The organism is Nocardia sp. NPDC051570 (assembly GCF_044454005.1).
In the GTDB taxonomy this organism is placed as follows: Bacteria; Actinomycetota; Actinomycetes; order Mycobacteriales; family Mycobacteriaceae; genus Nocardia.
The window spans coordinates 189,743-205,039 of the sequence record NZ_JBITDI010000005.1; the positions used below are offsets into that span (position 1 = coordinate 189,743).

A 15,297-nucleotide genomic window follows, 5' to 3' on the forward strand; every position below is an offset into this window, starting at 1 on the left:
GCCAGTGCATCGGACGCCTGCCGGTACGGTGGGCACCGTGAATTACACTAGAGGTGGGACGGTGATCGATCGGCGCCCGCTGACCGGCTGGAGCCGGACGGCGCCGACTGTGGCACAGGTACTTTCCACACCCGATATCGACGCCGTCGCGCGCGCGGTCCGGGAGGTCGGGCCGCGGGGGGTCATCGCCCGCGGGCTGGGCCGCAGCTACGGGGATCCGGCGCAGAACGGCGGCGGTCTCGTGGTCGATATGACGGCATTCGCCCATATCCACACTATCGATCCGGACAGCGGTGTCGTCGATGTCGATGCCGGTGTCAGCCTGGATGCGCTGATGCGCGCGGTCTTACCGCACGGGCTGTGGGTTCCGGTACTGCCGGGCACCCGTCAGGTCACCGTGGGCGGCGCGATCGCCTCCGATATCCACGGGAAGAACCATCACTCGCACGGCAGCTTCGGCAATCATGTGCTGTCGATGGATCTGCTGACCGCCGACGGTTCGGTGCGCACGATCGGCCCGGAAGGCGATGCGGCGGAACTGTTCTGGGCCACCGTGGGCGGTATGGGCCTGACCGGCATCGTGCTGCGGGCGCGAGTGCGGATGAAGCACACCGAATCCGCGTATTTCATCGTCGACAACGACCGCACGAACAGCCTCGACGAGACGATGGAGCTGCTGACCGGCGGCTCGGACGACGGCTACGAGTATTCGATGTCGGTGCCCGACACGATCAGCACCGGCGCGCGGCTGGGTCGCGCCGGATTCAGCCGTGGATCGCTCGCCACACTCGATCAGCTGCCGCCCGAACTGCGCCGCGATCCGTTGAGATTCGATGCGCCGCAGCTGTTCACCGTCCCGGACGTCTTCCCGAACGGGATGGTCAACAACCTCACCACCAAGATCGCGGGCGAGGTGGCCTACCGCTTCTTCCCGAAGCGGGCGCGCGGACGGATCCAGAATCTGACGCAGTTCTATCACCCGCTGGATCTGCTGGGGGAATGGAACCGGGCCTATGGTCGCCGCGGATTCATGCAGTATCAGTTCTCGATGCCGTTCGGCGCCGAGGAGCAACTGGCCGACGCGGTGCGCGCGATCGCCCATTCCGGACATCGCTCGTTTCTCAACGTGTTCAAGCGCATGGGTCCGGGCAATCCGGCCCCGATGTCGTGGCCGCATCCGGGTTTCATGCTCAGCCTGGATTTCCCGCTGCGGGCCGGGCTGGGCGAGCTCTGCGACGAGCTCGACAGGCGCGTGCTCGCCGTCGGCGGCCGGTTGTACTTCGCCAAGGATTCCCGCACCACACCGGAAACGATCCGGGCGATGTACCCGCGGCTCGAGCAGTGGCGGCGGATCCGCGATGCCGTGGATCCGGAGCGGGTTTTCGTTTCCGATCTTGCGCGGCGGTTGCGGCTCGTCGAGGACGACCAATGAAAAGGACAACCGTATTTCCAGGGGCTTGACGGTGTCCGAGATCGCATAAGCGCGAGCTCGAGCACATAACCGATCCCAACCGGTAACACTGACCGCCCCGATTCCGACGTCTCTGGTGGCACACGGCCCGTCGGGGGGCCTGCTCGTTTTGCTTATCGGTAATGAAATGGGGATCGGTTCATGTCCTTTCGAGAGCTCCTGGTGCGGCACCGGAAGATCGCCGCGGCGATCGCCGCGCCCACGGCGCTGGGGGTGGCGGCGATCGTCGCCGTCTCGCTGACGCCGCCGACCGCCACCCGCACCGCCGATACGCAGCTCAAGGCGTCGGTCACCGAATGCCACGACATGGTGACCATCTCGGTGGCCGGTCGCGGCGACAGCCCGGCGGCGGGAACCACGAAGCTGCTGGTCGGACCGCACGGTGAGGAGCTGCCCGCGGCGATGGCCGGGGATTACAAGAGCCAGTGGGAGGATCCGATCATCAATGCCCCGGCCGGGGCCGTCTCCGATCCCAACTCCTATGCCGCCATGTACATCGCCTATCCGGCGGATATGGCGACCTATGAGGATGCGGTCAATGCCGGTGTCGCGAATACCGAAAAGGTCATGACCGAGATCCGGATGGCCTGCCCGAACACCAAATTCGCCATCGTCGGCTACAGCGAGGGCGCCGACGTCGCCCGCCGGGTCGCCATGCAGGTGGGCAATCAGCAGGCCGATAAGGACGGCAACTACGGCATCGTCGATCCGAACAAGGTCACCGGTGTCGTGATCCTCGCCGATTCGGGCCGCTCCGCGGGCGAGGGCCCCTTCCCCGGTGCCAAGGATCCCAACCACCCCGACGGCTTCGATCAGAAGTACCAGAACGGCGGCGTGCAGCCGATCTCCGGTCAGGGCGCACTGCCGGACAATGCCGGCGGCTTCGGCGCGCTCAACGGCAAGGTCGCGTCGTTCTGTTCCGAGGGCGATCTGACCTGTGCCGCACCGCAGAACGTCTCGCTGCTGCAGCTGGTGGTCAATGTCGGCCGCCAGATCAACGCCGACAAGCTGGAGAAGGAGGGACTGAACCCGGCGACCGGCCAGGACGTCGCGGTCACCCTCGGGCATATCGCGTTCAACGCGTTCAACTACATCTCCACCCAGCCGAACTGGATGGCCAGCAACGAGACCTTCCTCTCGGTGCTGCTGCGGGTCTCGGATCCGGCCTACAAGCCGGGTCAGACGCCGCCCCCGGCCCCGGCCAAGGCCGATGCGATCGCCAAGGATCAGATGTCCCCGCTGGCCTATCTGCCGCAGAAGGTCTTCAACGAGATCGTCGGCCTCATCGTGACCAACCAGAACACCATTCCGGTCATCATGAGCGATCCGTATCAGCTCACCCTCGGCCCCAACGCGTCCGGACATCATTTCGACTACTGGCACAACGCCGATCCGGCCGACGGCCGGCCGATGACCTCCGCCGAATACGCGGCCGCGTGGCTCACCCATCTGGCCCAGCAGGCGCAGGCGGGTCAGCAGGTCGATACGAACTACCAGCCGAATTCGGCCGACCTCGCCGCCGCGTACAAGGCGGCCGACTCCGCGGCCAAGGAGAAGACCAACCCGCCGGTCACGACCACACCGGCCGCGGCGCCGACCACTACCAGCGCAGCACCGACCACGACCAGCAGCACCGCGCCCACCACGACCAGCAGCACCGCGCCGACCACGACCTCGGCCGCACCGACCACCACGCCAACCGGATCAGCCACGGCGACAACGACTCCGGAAGCGGCAACGACTCCGGAAGCGACGACCGCTCCGGAGGCGACGACCACCGCACCGACCACGACCCCGGCCGCACCGACCACGCCCCAGATCGCGAAGCCGGTCATGACCACACCCGCGCCCATCACGACGACATCGCCGTCGACGACCCCGACAACGGCCCCCGTGCGGTAGCGGCAGCACCCCCTGACGATGGGCGCGCGGAACCTCGGTTCCGCGCGCCCATTGCGTCACCGGCCCGCGACCTACAGAGTTCGGATATGTCCCTCGCCGCGAACTTCGACCTACACGCCCGGGCCTGCGCCCAACTCGGATCCCCGCTCTATGCCGCCCTGCTGCCCGAGGTGGCCGACGATGTCGCCGCCGGTGGCCCGTGCGCGGCGGCCCTGGCCGGATATGAGGACGCCGAACGCGATGCCGCGATCCCGCTGCGCTTCCTGGCGGCCGTGCACGCGCTCGCCCTGTCCGGTGCGGCGCCGGAACTCGCCGCCTACTATCCGAGCACGAATCCGCATGCCGAGCCGCAGCCGAACGGCCGGGTGTGGGCGGCCTTTCGGCGCGTGGTGGCCGATCATCCGGAGTGGATCCGGGACTGGCTGACCCGGCCGCCGCAGACGAACGAGGTGGGCCGGACCGTCCCGCTGCTGGCCGGTCTGCTGGCGGCGGTGGATGCGACGCCGCTGCCGATCCGGCTGCTGGAATTGGGCAGCAGTGCGGGCCTCAATCTGCGCGCCGACCATTTCCGTTGGGCGGCAGGCGATCTCGCCTGGGGGCCGGAGGGTTCTCCCGTCACGATCGACCACGCGTGGCGGGGACCGGTGCCGGACTGGCTGCGCGCCGCCGTCGCGCGTCACCCCCGGGTCGAGATCATCGAGCGCCGCGGCTGTGATCCGAATCCGTTGGATCCCTGCTCATCCCGCGACGCACTGGCCCTGCGTGCCTATATCTGGCCCGATCAGCCCGGCCGCCTGGCCCGCCTCGACGGCGCCCTGCGACTGGCCCGGGAGGTGCCCGTCACCATCGAGCGCACCTCCGCCCGCGACTTCCTCGCCGGGATCGAGCCGCTGCCGGGCACTCTCACCATCGTCTGGCATTCGGTCATGCGGCAGTACGTCCCCGAGGACGAATGGCGCGCGGTCACAGCGGAACTGGATCGCCTGGCCGCCGCCGATCCGCCCTTCGCCTACATCGCCTTCGAACCCGAGCACTCCGTCGACGATCGCGACGGCTTCCTGCTCACCGCGCGGCTCGGCACGACGCCCACGGCCCTGCTGGCCCGGGCCATCCCGCACGGCATCCCGGCCTTCCTCCCCTCAGCCCCGCTCGTGCAGCAGTAGCAGCGAATACGCCGCGAGGGTCTGGGAATCGGTGATCTCGCCCGCCCGAATCATCCGCTCCACCACCGCGCGGTCGAACCACGCCGAACGCATATCCTGCTCCTCGGGTTCGCGGTCGGGCTCGCCCTCGGTGAGTTCGGTGGCGAGGAAGATCTCCCCGCGCTGGGCCATACAGCCGGGGGCGGTATCGACCGCGCCGAGCCGGATCAGCCGACCGGCGCGCAACCCGGTCTCCTCCCGCAGCTCCCGATGGGCGAGCTCGAGCGGATCGCCGACGGCCCGCTCCGGCAGCGTCCCGGCGGGGAATTCCCAGCACCGCCGGCGCTGGGCGTAGCGGTACTGCTCGACCAGATGCAGTCGGTCGCCGTCCATCGGCACCAGCATGACGAAATCCGGGCAGTGCACCACGCCGAAGATGCCGGGGGAGCCGTCCGATCGGCGCACATTGTCCTCGCGGACCTCCATCCAGGGGTTGATGTAGACCGTCTTCGATCCGAGCGTCTCCATGCCGCGATTGTGCCGTCGCGGCGGGGATAGGGTGGCGCGGTGCGGGATTCGAGGACGAGTGAGCGAGCGGATGTGGTGGCCACGCGCGCGGCGTACGACGCGATGGCGGAGCGGTACGCGGCATTCGCGGCGGGCGAGATGGCGAAGCGGCCGTTCGATCGGGCGATGTTGAGGGCGTTCGCAGATGTGGTGCGCGGGCGCGTGGCGGAGGTGGGATGCGGGCCGGGGCGAATCGCGGCGCATCTGGCCGGTCTCGGGCTCGAGGTGTTCGGGATCGATCTGTCACCGGAGATGATCCGGCTGGCCCGGGCGACGTATCCGGGGCTGCGATTCGACGAGGGCACGATGGAGAATCTGGATCTACCGGACGCCTCGCTGGGTGGAATCGTGGCCTGGTACAGCATCATTCACACCCCACCGGAGCGGGTGCCCGCGGTGCTGACGGAATTCCGGCGCGTACTGGCCGACGGCGGACATCTGTTGCTCGGCTTCAAGGCCGTCGACGATTCGGTGGAGGTGGTGCCGCATGAGCATGCGGTTGCCCCGGGGTACTGGTGGTCGCTGCGCGGTCTGGAAAAGGAGCTGCGCGATACGGGATTTCGCCCGATCGCCCGGATGTCGCGCGAACCCGATCCGGATGAGAACGGTCCGCAGGGATATCTGCTCGCCACCACCTGACGCCGACGTGGTATTCAGGGCAGATGCCTAGTAGCTACGACGTCGTCATCGTCGGCGGCGGCCACAACGGCCTGGTGGCGGCGACCTATCTGGCCCGGGCCGGGCGTTCGGTGCTGGTGCTCGAGCGCGGCCCGCACACCGGTGGGGCGGCCGTCTCGGAGCGGGTGTTCCCGGATTTCGACGCCCGGCTGTCGCGGTACTCGTATCTGGTGAGCCTGTTGCCACCCGCCATCGTGCGGGAGCTGGGGCTGCGATTCGAGACGCGGCGTCGGCGCATCTCCTCCTACACCCCGGTCGGCGACGGCGGGCTGCTGGTGGACACCGCCGATCCGGAACGCACCCGGGCGGGCTTCGCGCGGCTCACCGGTTCGGATTCGGATTATCAAGCGTGGCAACGGTTCTACGGCACGACGGCGCGGCTGGCGCGGCGGGTGTTCCCCACCATGACCGAACCGCTACCCACCCGGGCCGGGCTCCGCGAGATCGTCGACGACGCCGCTGCCTGGGAGGCGATCTTCGAACGCCCGCTCGGCGAGACGATCGAGGCCACCTTCGCCGATGACACCGTGCGCGGGATCGTCCTCACCGACGCCCTGATCGGCACCTTCACCCACGCCCACGATCCGGAACTGCGGCAGAACCGCTGCTTCCTCTATCACGTCATCGGCGGCGGCACCGGCGACTGGGATGTACCGGTCGGCGGGATGGGCGCGCTCACCGATGCCCTCGCCGACGCCGCCCGGGCGGCCGGGGCCGAGCTGGTGACCGGGCGCGCGGTCACCGCGATCGAGACCGACGGTGTGCGCGCCGAGATCCGGTACGAGGGCGGCGCGGTGGGCACGCGCCAGGTGCTGATCAATGCCGCCCCGCACGAGCTGGCCCGGCTGCTGGGTACGACCGCGTCGACGAAACCCGAAGGGGCGCAGCTGAAGGTGAACATGCTGCTGCGCCGCCTGCCCCGGCTGCGCGATGATCTCGATCCGCGCGAGGCCTTCGCCGGTACCTTCCATATCGCCGAGGGCTACGCCGGACTCGAGCGGGCCTATCGCGAGGCCGCGGCCGGGCCGCCGCCGAGCGCACCGCCGTCGGAGATCTACTGCCACACGCTCACCGATCCCTCGATCCTGTCCCCCGAACTCGCCGCGCAGGGCATGCACACCCTCACACTTTTCGGCCTGCACACTCCCGCACGGCTTTTCGCTGGCGACCCGGACACGATGCGCGACCAACTCGTGGAATCGACGCTGGCCCAACTGGATTCGGTGCTGGCCGAGCCGATCCGCGACTGCCTGGCGACGACACCCGACGGCCGCCCCTGCCTCGAGGCGAAGTCGCCGATCGATCTGGAGAACGAACTCGGCCTGCCCGGCGGCCATATCTTCCATCGCGATCTGGCCTTTCCGTTCCGCACCGACGACGATCCGGCCCCGGCCGCCCGCTGGGGCGTGCGGACCGAATACGCGAACGTCTTCCTGTGCGGTGCGGGTGCGGTGCGCGGCGGCGGCGTCAGCGGGATCGCCGGGCACAACGCCGCGATGGCCGTGCTCGAAACGCGCTGAGGTTCAGCCCACGACAGGCAGGCCCGATCCCGGTTCGGACAGCCACAGCAGCCACAGCGGGACGATCAGCGCGGCGAATTCCTCATAGCCCGCAGCGCCGGGATGGTAGCCGTCGCCCGCGGACATCTCGCGCATCCAGATCTCGCTGTGCCGCAGGGGCTGATGTATCCGGACGTACGGAATATCTTCGGCCTCACAGATTTCGGTGAAATGCGCATCCAGTTTCTCGATGCGGCCGTTCTGTTCGTCGTCGATGACGGGCGGCGGTGCCACCACCATCGTCTCCCAGCGCCGGGCCTTGGCGCGGCGCAGGATCGCGGTCAGATCCGCGAGGGACCGTTCGGTGGGCACGCGCACCTTGCCCTCGTCGAGGAGGGTGTCGTTGATGCCGAAGGAGAAGACCACGCGCGCATCGATGCCCTCGGGCAGCCGCTGTTCGCATTCGGACTCCCAGCGCGCCGCGATATCGGCCGAGGTCTGTGCCCGTACGCCGAGGTTGTAGTAGGTCACCGGGCGTCCGGCCCCGATCGCCCGCGCGGCCAGCCGCCCGGGCCAGCCCAGGCATTGGCGATCACCAAGCCCCGCCACCAGCGAATCACCAACGAAACAGATACGGACATCTCGGCTCACCGTGTGATGGTTGCACGCGCGATGCGGCTTTCAGGGCGAAATCGTCGCTACCGGTCGGTTACCCCTGACCCCATAAGATCTTCCCTGGTTGATCAAGGGAGGGAGGCGACATGAAGATCGAGGAGCTGAACGCGCTTACCACCCGCCGGGCACGCCCGCGACGGCGTGTTGCCGTCGAGGCGTTCGTGGCCCTGCTGCATACTCACACCCGAGCCGACCCCGGGACCGACGCCGCTCCCTCGATCCGAAAGTTCCGATACGACATGCGAGTCGACGGGCGGGAGATCCCCGTCTCCGGCAGCCTGCTGCAGCCGCGGATCCGGCGCACCAGCGATATTCTGCGCGTGGTGCTGTCGGCCCTGTTGGTGGCGCTGGTCGTCGCGGGCTCGCTGATCACCCGGCCGCGGTGGGAGGCGTTGGAGCGCTCGGTCTCCGACATTCTGGGGATTCTCACTCCCGAGCAGTCCAATATCGTCTATCTGCTCTACAGCGTCGCGATCTGCGCGCTGCCGTTCGCGATCCTGGTCCGGCTGATCTTCCGCTGGCAGTGGAAGCTGCTGGCGGGCTATCTGACGGCCGGACTGCTCGCGGTGCTGGCCCTGTCGATCACCGGCACCGGCATCTCCGCGCCGCAATGGCATCTGGCGGTGCCCAGACAGCTCGACACCTTCCTCTCGCAATTCCTCGATGATCCGCGCTGGATCGCCATGCTGGCCGCGGTGCTCACGGTCGCGAGTCCCTGGCTGCCCGCCTCCTGGCGACGCTGGTGGTGGGCGCTGCTGGGCGCGTTCGTCCCGCTGCATCTGTTCGTGAGTCTGGTGGTGCCCTCGCGGGCGATGTTCGGGCTGGCCGTCGGGTGGTTCGTGGGTGCGGTGATCGCACTGCTGGTCGGCACGCCCGCGCTGGAGGTGCCGCTGGACGCCGCGGTGCGGGTGCTGGCCGGGCGCGGCTATACGGTCACCGGTTTCACGGTGATCCGCCCGGCCGGGCCGGGTCCGCTGCTGCTGTCGGCCGAGACCGGTCCGCATCACCGGCTGGTGGTGGAGATGTACGGGCAGAACCAGCGCAGCTGGGGCATGCTGCGACAGCTGCGGCGCTGGTTGACCTTCCGCAGCAGCGAGCGCCCCGCGGCCTTCGCCTCGATGCGCCGTGCGGTGGAACATCGCGCGCTGATGGGTATCGCCATCGGCGATCTCGGCCTGGCCAGCAACAAGCCACTCACCGTCGCGGCGCTCGATCGCGGCTGGACGCTCTACGCGCATACCGCGCTGCGCGGATCGCCGCTGGCGGCCACCGATAACGCGATCGTGCTGGCCAATGTCTGGCGGGCGCTGCAGAACATGCATCGATCGCAGATCTCACACGGTGATCTGCGCGCCGAGGAGATCCGCATCGTCGACGGCCGCGTCCTGTTCGGCGGGTTCATGTGGGCCGAATTCGGCGCCTTCGAATCGCGTTTCTCCGCCGATGCCGCGCAGCTGCTGCTGACGACCGGCGCACTGTTCGGCGCGGATACCGCGGTGCGCGTCGCGATCCAGATGCTCGGCGAACAGGCCGTGGTCGACGCCTCTCGGCGACTGACGAAATCGGCCATATCCGCCCCGGTGCGCAAATCCGTCCCCGAGGCCGGGGCGCTGATGAAGGCGATGCGCGAGGAGGTCGTGCATCAGACCGACGCCGACCGCATCGAATCGGCACGCATCACCCGCTTCTCGCGCAATCAGATCGTTCAGCTGGTGCTGCTGATCGGCCTGGTCTACGTGGCCTACCCCTACATCAGCCAGGTGCCGACCTTCATCACCGAACTGCGCAGCGCCAACTGGTGGTGGGGTCTGCTCGGGCTGGCGGTGTCGGCTGGCACCTATCTCGGCGCGGCCATGGCGCTGTGGGGCTGCACCTCGGAATCGGTGAACTTCCCCCGGCTGCTGCTGGCCCAGGTGGCCAACACCTTCGCCGCCACCACCACACCCGCCGGCGTCGGCGGCCTGGCGCTGAATGTGCGCTTCCTGCAACGCAATGGGCTGGGCGCGGTCCGGGCCACCGCGGCGGTCGCGCTGCAGCAGGCGGTGCAGGTGATCACGCATGTGGTCCTGCTGGTGTTCTTCAGCGTCGCGGCCGGGGTATCGGCGAATCTGGCGCATATCGTGCCGAGCGCGACCGTGCTGTATCTGGCGGCGGGCGCGCTGCTCGGCGTGGTGGGCGCGGCCATGTTCATCCCGACGGTGCGGCGCTGGCTGCGCACCGAGGTGCGGCCGCAGCTGGCCGAGGTCGTGCACGAGCTGCGCGATCTGTCCCGCAGCCCGAGCCGGCTGGCGATGATCGTGGGCGGTTGCGCCGCGATCACTCTCGGCGCCGCCGGGGCGCTGTGGGCGAGTATCGAGGCGTTCGGCGGCAGCACGACATTCGTGACCGTCACCGTGGTGACCATGATCGGCGGCACGCTGGCCTCGGCGGCGCCGACACCCGGCGGTGTCGGCGCGGTGGAGGCGGCGCTCATCGGTGGGCTGGCCGCCTTCGGCGTGCCCGCGGGCATCGGCGTGCCCGCGGTGCTGCTCTACCGCGTGCTGACCTGCTGGCTGCCCGTGTTCTGCGGCTGGTTCATCATGCGCTGGCTCACGAGTAAGGAAATGATCTAGGCGGGCCGCACCGCCCCCGGTTCGGGCAGCACCTGCTCCGCGGAAAGGCTGCCCGCGGTGGTCAATTCGAGATTCGCCAGCGAGGCGATATGTGCCTCGACGGTCGCGGCCGTCATGCAGTCGGCGACCGGATGTACGACGAAGCCGAGGTCGGTGGCGTGCCGGGCGGTCTGCTCGACGGTGAGATTCGTTGCCACGCCGGTGATCAGCAGTGTGGTCACCCCGCGCGCGAACAGCCAGTCCGCCAGCGCGTTCCCCGCCAGGCCGGACAGCTTCTGATTGTCGAACACCGAGCCGACGGTGATCTGATCGCGCATCTCCGGAACGATCTGCGCGCCGGGCGAATCCGGCCGGAACTCGGTCTGCGCCGCCGCCACCGATCGCATGAATCCGGTATTGCGCACCAGATCGCCCTCACCGATCGGAACGGTGAAGCGGGTGAACAGCACCGGAATCCCCGCCGCCAGCGCGGCATCCTGGAAGGTCCGCGCCCGCTCGATCACCCCGCCGGCGGCGACGGGTCCGGCGAGCATGGGCCCGAAGAACCCCTCCGGCTTGACGACATTGATCTGCCAGTGCAACGCGAGGACGGCGGTTCGGGAGCGATCGAGGAACATGACTCCATACTGCCCCATGCGCCGGGCCCACTCAGCTCGAATAGTCCTTGCGCAGTTGAACTTTCAATACCTTGCCGCTGGCGTTGCGGGGCAGTTCCGCGACGATCACCAGCTCCTTCGGATGCTTGTAGCGGGCCAGGTTCTCGTTCAGATACGGTTCGAGCGCCGCGAGGGTCAGCCCGGCGTCCGGATCGACCAGCGCGACGACCGCCACCGGCACCTCGCCCCACTTCTCGTGCGCGCGCCCGACGACCGCGGCCTCGTGGATCTCGGGATGGCCGTACAGCACGTTCTCCACCTCGGCGCAGTAGATGTTCTCACCGCCCGAGATGATCATGTCCTTCTTACGGTCGACCACCCAGACGAAACCCTCCTCGTCCCGGCGCACCAGATCACCGGAGTGGAACCAGCCGCCCGCGAACGCCTCCGCCGTGGCCTCGGGCTTATTCCAGTAGCCCTGCATGAGAGTCGGTCCGCGATAGACGATCTCGCCGACCTCGCCGGGCGCCACATCGTTCATCTCGTCGTCGACGATGCGCGTCTGGATGGTCGGGATGGGCCTGCCGACCGAACCGAGTTTGCGCAGGGCATCGGGACCGTCGAGGACACAGGTGATCGGCGACATCTCGGTCTGACCGAAGACGGCCACGTTCTGGGCCTCGGGGAAGCAGTCGGCCATCGCCCGCAGGACGGTATCCGAGGCGGGCGCCGCACCCCAGCTGAGCACGCGCAGCGCCAGGCGGCGCCGCTTGACGGTCGGCTCCGCACAGATCAACTGCCACTGCGCGGGCACGCAGAACACCGAGGTGGCCTGTTCCGCCTCGACGGCGTCGAGGAATTCGGTGGGATCGAACGCGCCGAGCGGATGCAGCACGGTCGTCGCGCCGAGCAGGAAATGCGGTGCGAGACTGCCCAATCCGGCGATATGGAACAGCGGCGAGGTGCACAGGCCGATCGCATCGGGTGTCAGATTCAGGGCGCGGATACAGGTGAGGGCCTGGGCGTTCATATTGCCGTGCGAGAGCACCGCGCCCTTCGGGCTGCCGGTGGTGCCCGAGGTGTACATGATCAGGCAGGGCGTGTCCTCCGGAATATCGCACGGCATATGGGATTCGCCGTCCTCGGCCAGCAGATCGTCGTAGCCGAGCACACCCTCCTCGCTCGGCCCGCCGATCACGACGCAGAACTCGAGCGCCGGGGACTGCGCGCGCACGCCCGCCGCCAGGGGGCGTAGCGCCGTATCGGTCACGATCGCCCGGGCGCCGGAGTCGGCGGCGAGATAGGCCACCTCGGGCGGGGTCAGGCGGAAGTTCACCGGCACCGCGATCGCGCCGAGCGCGTTGATGCCGAAGACCGCCTCCAGATACTCCGGATGGTTCAGCGCGAGGATGAGCACCCGATCGCCGAATCCGATCCCGCGCCGGGCGAGCGCATCGGCGAAGCGCAGCGAGCGCTCGTGCAGCTGCCGCCAGGTGGTGTCGCGCCCGCGGAACCGCAGGGCGACGGCCTCGGGACGCATCAGCGCATGCGTGGCCAGCTGGTTGTTCCAGTGGTTACGCCGCGACCGGATCGGCTCGCCGAGCACCTGGGTCATCTGAACTCCTCTCGAACGCCGGTGAGAATACCAACTAACTTTTCATCGTGACAAGGGTTACAGAGAAGATTGGGGCAAGTTCTTCTCATTTGATCATTCCCCAGTTCACGAGCGCTAACGGAGGCGTAGGAGATCGGCTATCAGTCTGGCTGATTTCCGCCAGACTTGAAGCAATCAGCAAACTGTGACTTACATCCAGGTTGTCCGCGTCACAGCCGCCATGCCACTATCGAGACATCCGGGCGCAGGCGCGTCCGCGCAGGCAGGAGGACAACACAGATGTTGCGGACCAGGTTCACCGAGATGTTCGGGGTCGAGCATCCGATCGTGCAGGGCGGCATGATGTGGGTCGGCCGGGCCGAGCTTGTCGCGGCCGTGGCCAATGCCGGCGGCCTCGGCTTCATCACCGCCCTGACCCAGCCCACGCCCGAGGATCTGCGCCGCGAGATCGAGCGCACCCGGGAGCTGACCGATAAGCCCTTCGGCGTGAACGTCACCATCCTGCCGTCGATCAACCCGCCGCCGTACGAGGAGTACATGCGGGCGATCATCGAATCCGGCGTCAAGATCGTCGAGACCGCGGGCAGCAATCCGGAGCCCTTCCTGCCGTACTACAAGGAGGCCGGAATCAAGGTGCTGCACAAGTGCACCAGCGTCCGGCACGCGCTCAAGGCGCAGAAGATCGGCGTCGACGGCGTGAGCATCGACGGTTTCGAATGCGCCGGACATCCGGGCGAGGACGATGTGCCCGGCCTGATCCTGATTCCGGCCGCCGCCAAGGCGCTCGAGATTCCGATCATCGCCTCCGGCGGCATCGCCGATGCGCGCGGCCTGGTCGCGGCGCTGGCGCTGGGCGCGGACGGGGTGAATATGGGCACCCGCTTCATGTGCACCCAGGAGTCGGCGATCCACCAGAACGTCAAGGAGCAGATCGTCGCGCATACCGAGCGCAACACTCAGCTCATCTTCCGCACCCTGCACAACACCGCGCGGGTCGCCGACAACGAGATCAGCCGCAAGGTCGTCGAGATCGAAAAGGCCGGCGGCGCGACCTTCGACGATGTGCGCGATCTGGTCGCGGGCGCGCGCGGGCGGCGGGTCTTCGAGGAGGGTGATCTGAATGCGGGCATCTGGAGCGCCGGACAGGTGCAGGGCCTGATCGATGACATCCCGACCTGCGCGGAGCTGATCTCGCGGATGGTCTCCGAGGCCGAGGCGCTGATCAACGACCGGCTGGCGTCCTTCGTCGCCTGAGTGCACGGAAATCGCTGGACAGGGCCGATATAACTGGCCCTGTGAGCGAATCCCTTTTCTGCGGCACCGAATTGGCCGCGCGCATCGAGCGCGCCGCGGTGGAGCTGACCATCGCGGGCACCGAGGCCGGGCGACGCCGTCGCCCCGAGGCTGCCGGATTCGTTCGGCTCATCGGGGGCGGCGCGGCCTGCTTCACCGAGCCCGGCTCGCCCCTGAACAAGGTGGCGGGCCTGGGCTTCGGTGAGCTGCCGTCGGCCGCGGAGCTGGACGAACTCGAAACCGCCTATGCCGCAACGGGAACACCGACGCAGGTCGAGCTGGCTCAGCTCGGCGATCCGGCGCTGGCCATCGCGCTCACCGAGCGGGGCTATCGGCTGACCTCGTTCGAGAACGTGCTGGGCCGGGTCATCGAACCGGGATTCGCCGGACAGGTCCCGGCCGCCCTCGAGATCGAGCGCAGCGGCGACGACGAACTCGACAGCTGGGTGGACGTCATGGTCGAGGGCTTCGCCCATCCAGACGAGCAGGGCGTTGCCTCGCAAGAGGAATTCCCGCGCGATGTGCTGGCCGCCGTCACGCGCGATATGGCCGCGGTATCGGGCGTGCGCCGCTATCTGGCGCGCCGCGACGGCGTACCGGCGGGCGCGGCGAGTATGCGATGCGGCGACGGCATAGCCCAGTTCAACGGCGCCGCAACCGCTCCCGCGCACCGCCGCCACGGCGTGCAGACCGCGCTGCTGTCGGCCCGGCTCGCCGATGCGGCACGGGCGAATTGCGATCTGGCCGTGATCGTGACGATGCCCGGCTCCAAATCCCAGCAGAACTCCCAGCGCAGCGGCTTCCAGTTGCTCTACGCCCGGGCCATGCTGATCAAATCATGACCACGATTCCGCCGAATACCGCACAGGTGGCCACAATTCGCGCGGCGCCGAAGCTTTCCTTGAACCAGATCGTGCCGATCAGCGCGCCGACGATGATGCTCGTCTCGCGCAGGGCCGCGACATCGGCGAGCGCGCCGCGGGTCTGAGCCCACAGCACCAGCCCGTAGGCGAGCACGCTCATCGCCCCGCCGAGCAGCCCGATATGCCAGACCGGACGGATCTTCGTCCACAGCTCGCGCCCGCGCAGTGCGGTGGCGACGATCGGAATGGCGATCTGCTCGAGCAGCATCAACCAGGCGATGTAGCCGAGCGTGCTCTCGGCCCGGCGCACGCCCAGCCCGTCGACGGTCGTATACGCGGCGATCATGAGCCCGGTACCGACCGCGGCCAGGATCGCCGCGGGTT

Annotated in this window: 13 protein-coding genes; 8 read left to right on the forward strand and 5 right to left on the reverse strand. The window is 68.4% G+C overall.

The features are described from left to right. The first annotated feature begins 37 nt into the window (after positions 1 to 37). The 3 genes from ACIA76_RS14285 (at position 38) to ACIA76_RS14295 (ending at position 4,536) form a co-directional block, all read left to right on the forward strand. A complete protein-coding gene (locus ACIA76_RS14285; protein WP_397152215.1) occupies positions 38 to 1,432 on the forward strand; it encodes an FAD-binding protein in 1,395 nt (464 codons plus the stop codon). 180 nt (positions 1,433 to 1,612) lie between these two features. Continuing rightward, positions 1,613 to 3,373 (forward strand): cutinase family protein, encoded by a 1,761-nt coding sequence (locus ACIA76_RS14290; protein WP_397152216.1) that lies wholly within the window; start codon positions 1,613 to 1,615, stop codon positions 3,371 to 3,373. Positions 3,374 to 3,459: 86 nt separating this feature from the next. Continuing rightward, positions 3,460 to 4,536 carry a DUF2332 domain-containing protein gene (locus ACIA76_RS14295; RefSeq protein WP_397152217.1) on the forward strand — a complete coding sequence of 359 codons (1,077 nt, stop codon included), beginning with the start codon at positions 3,460 to 3,462 and terminating at the stop codon, positions 4,534 to 4,536. On the opposite strand, the gene ACIA76_RS14300 is transcribed toward ACIA76_RS14295, so the two are convergent. Next, a complete protein-coding gene (locus ACIA76_RS14300) occupies positions 4,513 to 5,043 on the reverse strand; it encodes an NUDIX domain-containing protein (protein ID WP_397152218.1) in 531 nt (176 codons plus the stop codon). The two genes, ACIA76_RS14295 and ACIA76_RS14300, sit on opposite strands and share 24 nt — an antisense overlap. Before the next feature lie 39 nt (positions 5,044 to 5,082). On the opposite strand from ACIA76_RS14300, the gene ACIA76_RS14305 reads away from it, so the two are divergent. After that, positions 5,083 to 5,721 carry a class I SAM-dependent methyltransferase gene (locus ACIA76_RS14305; RefSeq protein ID WP_397152219.1) on the forward strand — a complete coding sequence of 213 codons (639 nt, stop codon included), beginning with the start codon at positions 5,083 to 5,085 and terminating at the stop codon, positions 5,719 to 5,721. A 23-nt stretch (positions 5,722 to 5,744) separates the two neighbouring features. Continuing rightward, on the forward strand, positions 5,745 to 7,280 hold the full coding sequence (locus ACIA76_RS14310) for a phytoene desaturase family protein (protein WP_397152220.1): 1,536 nt from the start codon (positions 5,745 to 5,747) through the stop codon (positions 7,278 to 7,280). A gap of 3 nt (positions 7,281 to 7,283) precedes the next feature. On the opposite strand, the gene ACIA76_RS14315 is transcribed toward ACIA76_RS14310, so the two are convergent. Next, positions 7,284 to 7,910, reverse strand: a complete 627-nt coding sequence (locus tag ACIA76_RS14315; RefSeq protein ID WP_397152221.1) for a GDSL-type esterase/lipase family protein — start codon at positions 7,908 to 7,910, stop codon at positions 7,284 to 7,286. Between the two features lie 263 nt (positions 7,911 to 8,173). On the opposite strand from ACIA76_RS14315, the gene ACIA76_RS14320 reads away from it, so the two are divergent. Next, positions 8,174 to 10,546, forward strand: a complete 2,373-nt coding sequence (locus ACIA76_RS14320) for a YbhN family protein (protein WP_397152572.1) — start codon at positions 8,174 to 8,176, stop codon at positions 10,544 to 10,546. Here the strand turns inward: ACIA76_RS14320 and ACIA76_RS14325 are convergent. Both ACIA76_RS14325 and fadD5 read right to left on the reverse strand, forming a co-directional pair. After that, positions 10,543 to 11,163, reverse strand: a complete 621-nt coding sequence (locus tag ACIA76_RS14325) for a cysteine hydrolase (RefSeq protein WP_397152222.1) — start codon at positions 11,161 to 11,163, stop codon at positions 10,543 to 10,545. The genes ACIA76_RS14320 and ACIA76_RS14325 overlap by 4 nt on opposite strands. 31 nt (positions 11,164 to 11,194) lie before the next feature. Continuing rightward, the gene (gene fadD5 / locus ACIA76_RS14330) at positions 11,195 to 12,757 is read right to left on the reverse strand and encodes a fatty-acid--CoA ligase FadD5 (protein WP_397152223.1); all 1,563 of its coding nucleotides are present in this window, start codon (positions 12,755 to 12,757) and stop codon (positions 11,195 to 11,197) included. A gap of 279 nt (positions 12,758 to 13,036) precedes the next feature. Here fadD5 and ACIA76_RS14335 point away from each other — a divergent pair, with 279 nt between their 5' ends. Both ACIA76_RS14335 and ACIA76_RS14340 read left to right on the forward strand, forming a co-directional pair. Further along, positions 13,037 to 14,011, forward strand: coding sequence for an NAD(P)H-dependent flavin oxidoreductase (locus ACIA76_RS14335; RefSeq protein WP_397152224.1), 975 nt, complete (start codon positions 13,037 to 13,039; stop codon positions 14,009 to 14,011). Positions 14,012 to 14,052: 41 nt separating this feature from the next. Beyond that, complete coding sequence (locus ACIA76_RS14340) at positions 14,053 to 14,892, forward strand: GNAT family N-acetyltransferase (protein ID WP_397152225.1); 840 nt, start codon at positions 14,053 to 14,055, stop codon at positions 14,890 to 14,892. On the opposite strand, the gene ACIA76_RS14345 is transcribed toward ACIA76_RS14340, so the two are convergent. Next, positions 14,882 to 15,259, reverse strand: coding sequence for an EamA family transporter (locus ACIA76_RS14345; protein WP_397152226.1), 378 nt, complete (start codon positions 15,257 to 15,259; stop codon positions 14,882 to 14,884). The genes ACIA76_RS14340 and ACIA76_RS14345 overlap by 11 nt on opposite strands. Between the last annotated feature and the right edge of the window lie 38 nt (positions 15,260 to 15,297).

Bases quoted from the DNA above. Each gene is read 5' to 3' on its own strand.
- ACIA76_RS14335 (WP_397152224.1), top strand. From the start codon at position 13,037: ATGTTGCGGACCAGGTTCACCGAGATGTTCGGGGTCGAGCATCCGATC.
- ACIA76_RS14290 (WP_397152216.1), top strand. From the start codon at position 1,613: ATGTCCTTTCGAGAGCTCCTGGTGCGGCACCGGAAGATCGCCGCGGCG.
- fadD5 (WP_397152223.1), bottom strand. From the start codon at position 12,757: ATGACCCAGGTGCTCGGCGAGCCGATCCGGTCGCGGCGTAACCACTGG.
- ACIA76_RS14295 (WP_397152217.1), top strand. From the start codon at position 3,460: ATGTCCCTCGCCGCGAACTTCGACCTACACGCCCGGGCCTGCGCCCAA.
- ACIA76_RS14320 (WP_397152572.1), top strand. From the start codon at position 8,174: ATGCGAGTCGACGGGCGGGAGATCCCCGTCTCCGGCAGCCTGCTGCAG.
- ACIA76_RS14300 (WP_397152218.1), bottom strand. From the start codon at position 5,043: ATGGAGACGCTCGGATCGAAGACGGTCTACATCAACCCCTGGATGGAG.
- ACIA76_RS14310 (WP_397152220.1), top strand. From the start codon at position 5,745: ATGCCTAGTAGCTACGACGTCGTCATCGTCGGCGGCGGCCACAACGGC.
- ACIA76_RS14345 (WP_397152226.1), bottom strand. From the start codon at position 15,259: ATGATCGCCGCGTATACGACCGTCGACGGGCTGGGCGTGCGCCGGGCC.
- ACIA76_RS14325 (WP_397152222.1), bottom strand. From the start codon at position 11,163: ATGTTCCTCGATCGCTCCCGAACCGCCGTCCTCGCGTTGCACTGGCAG.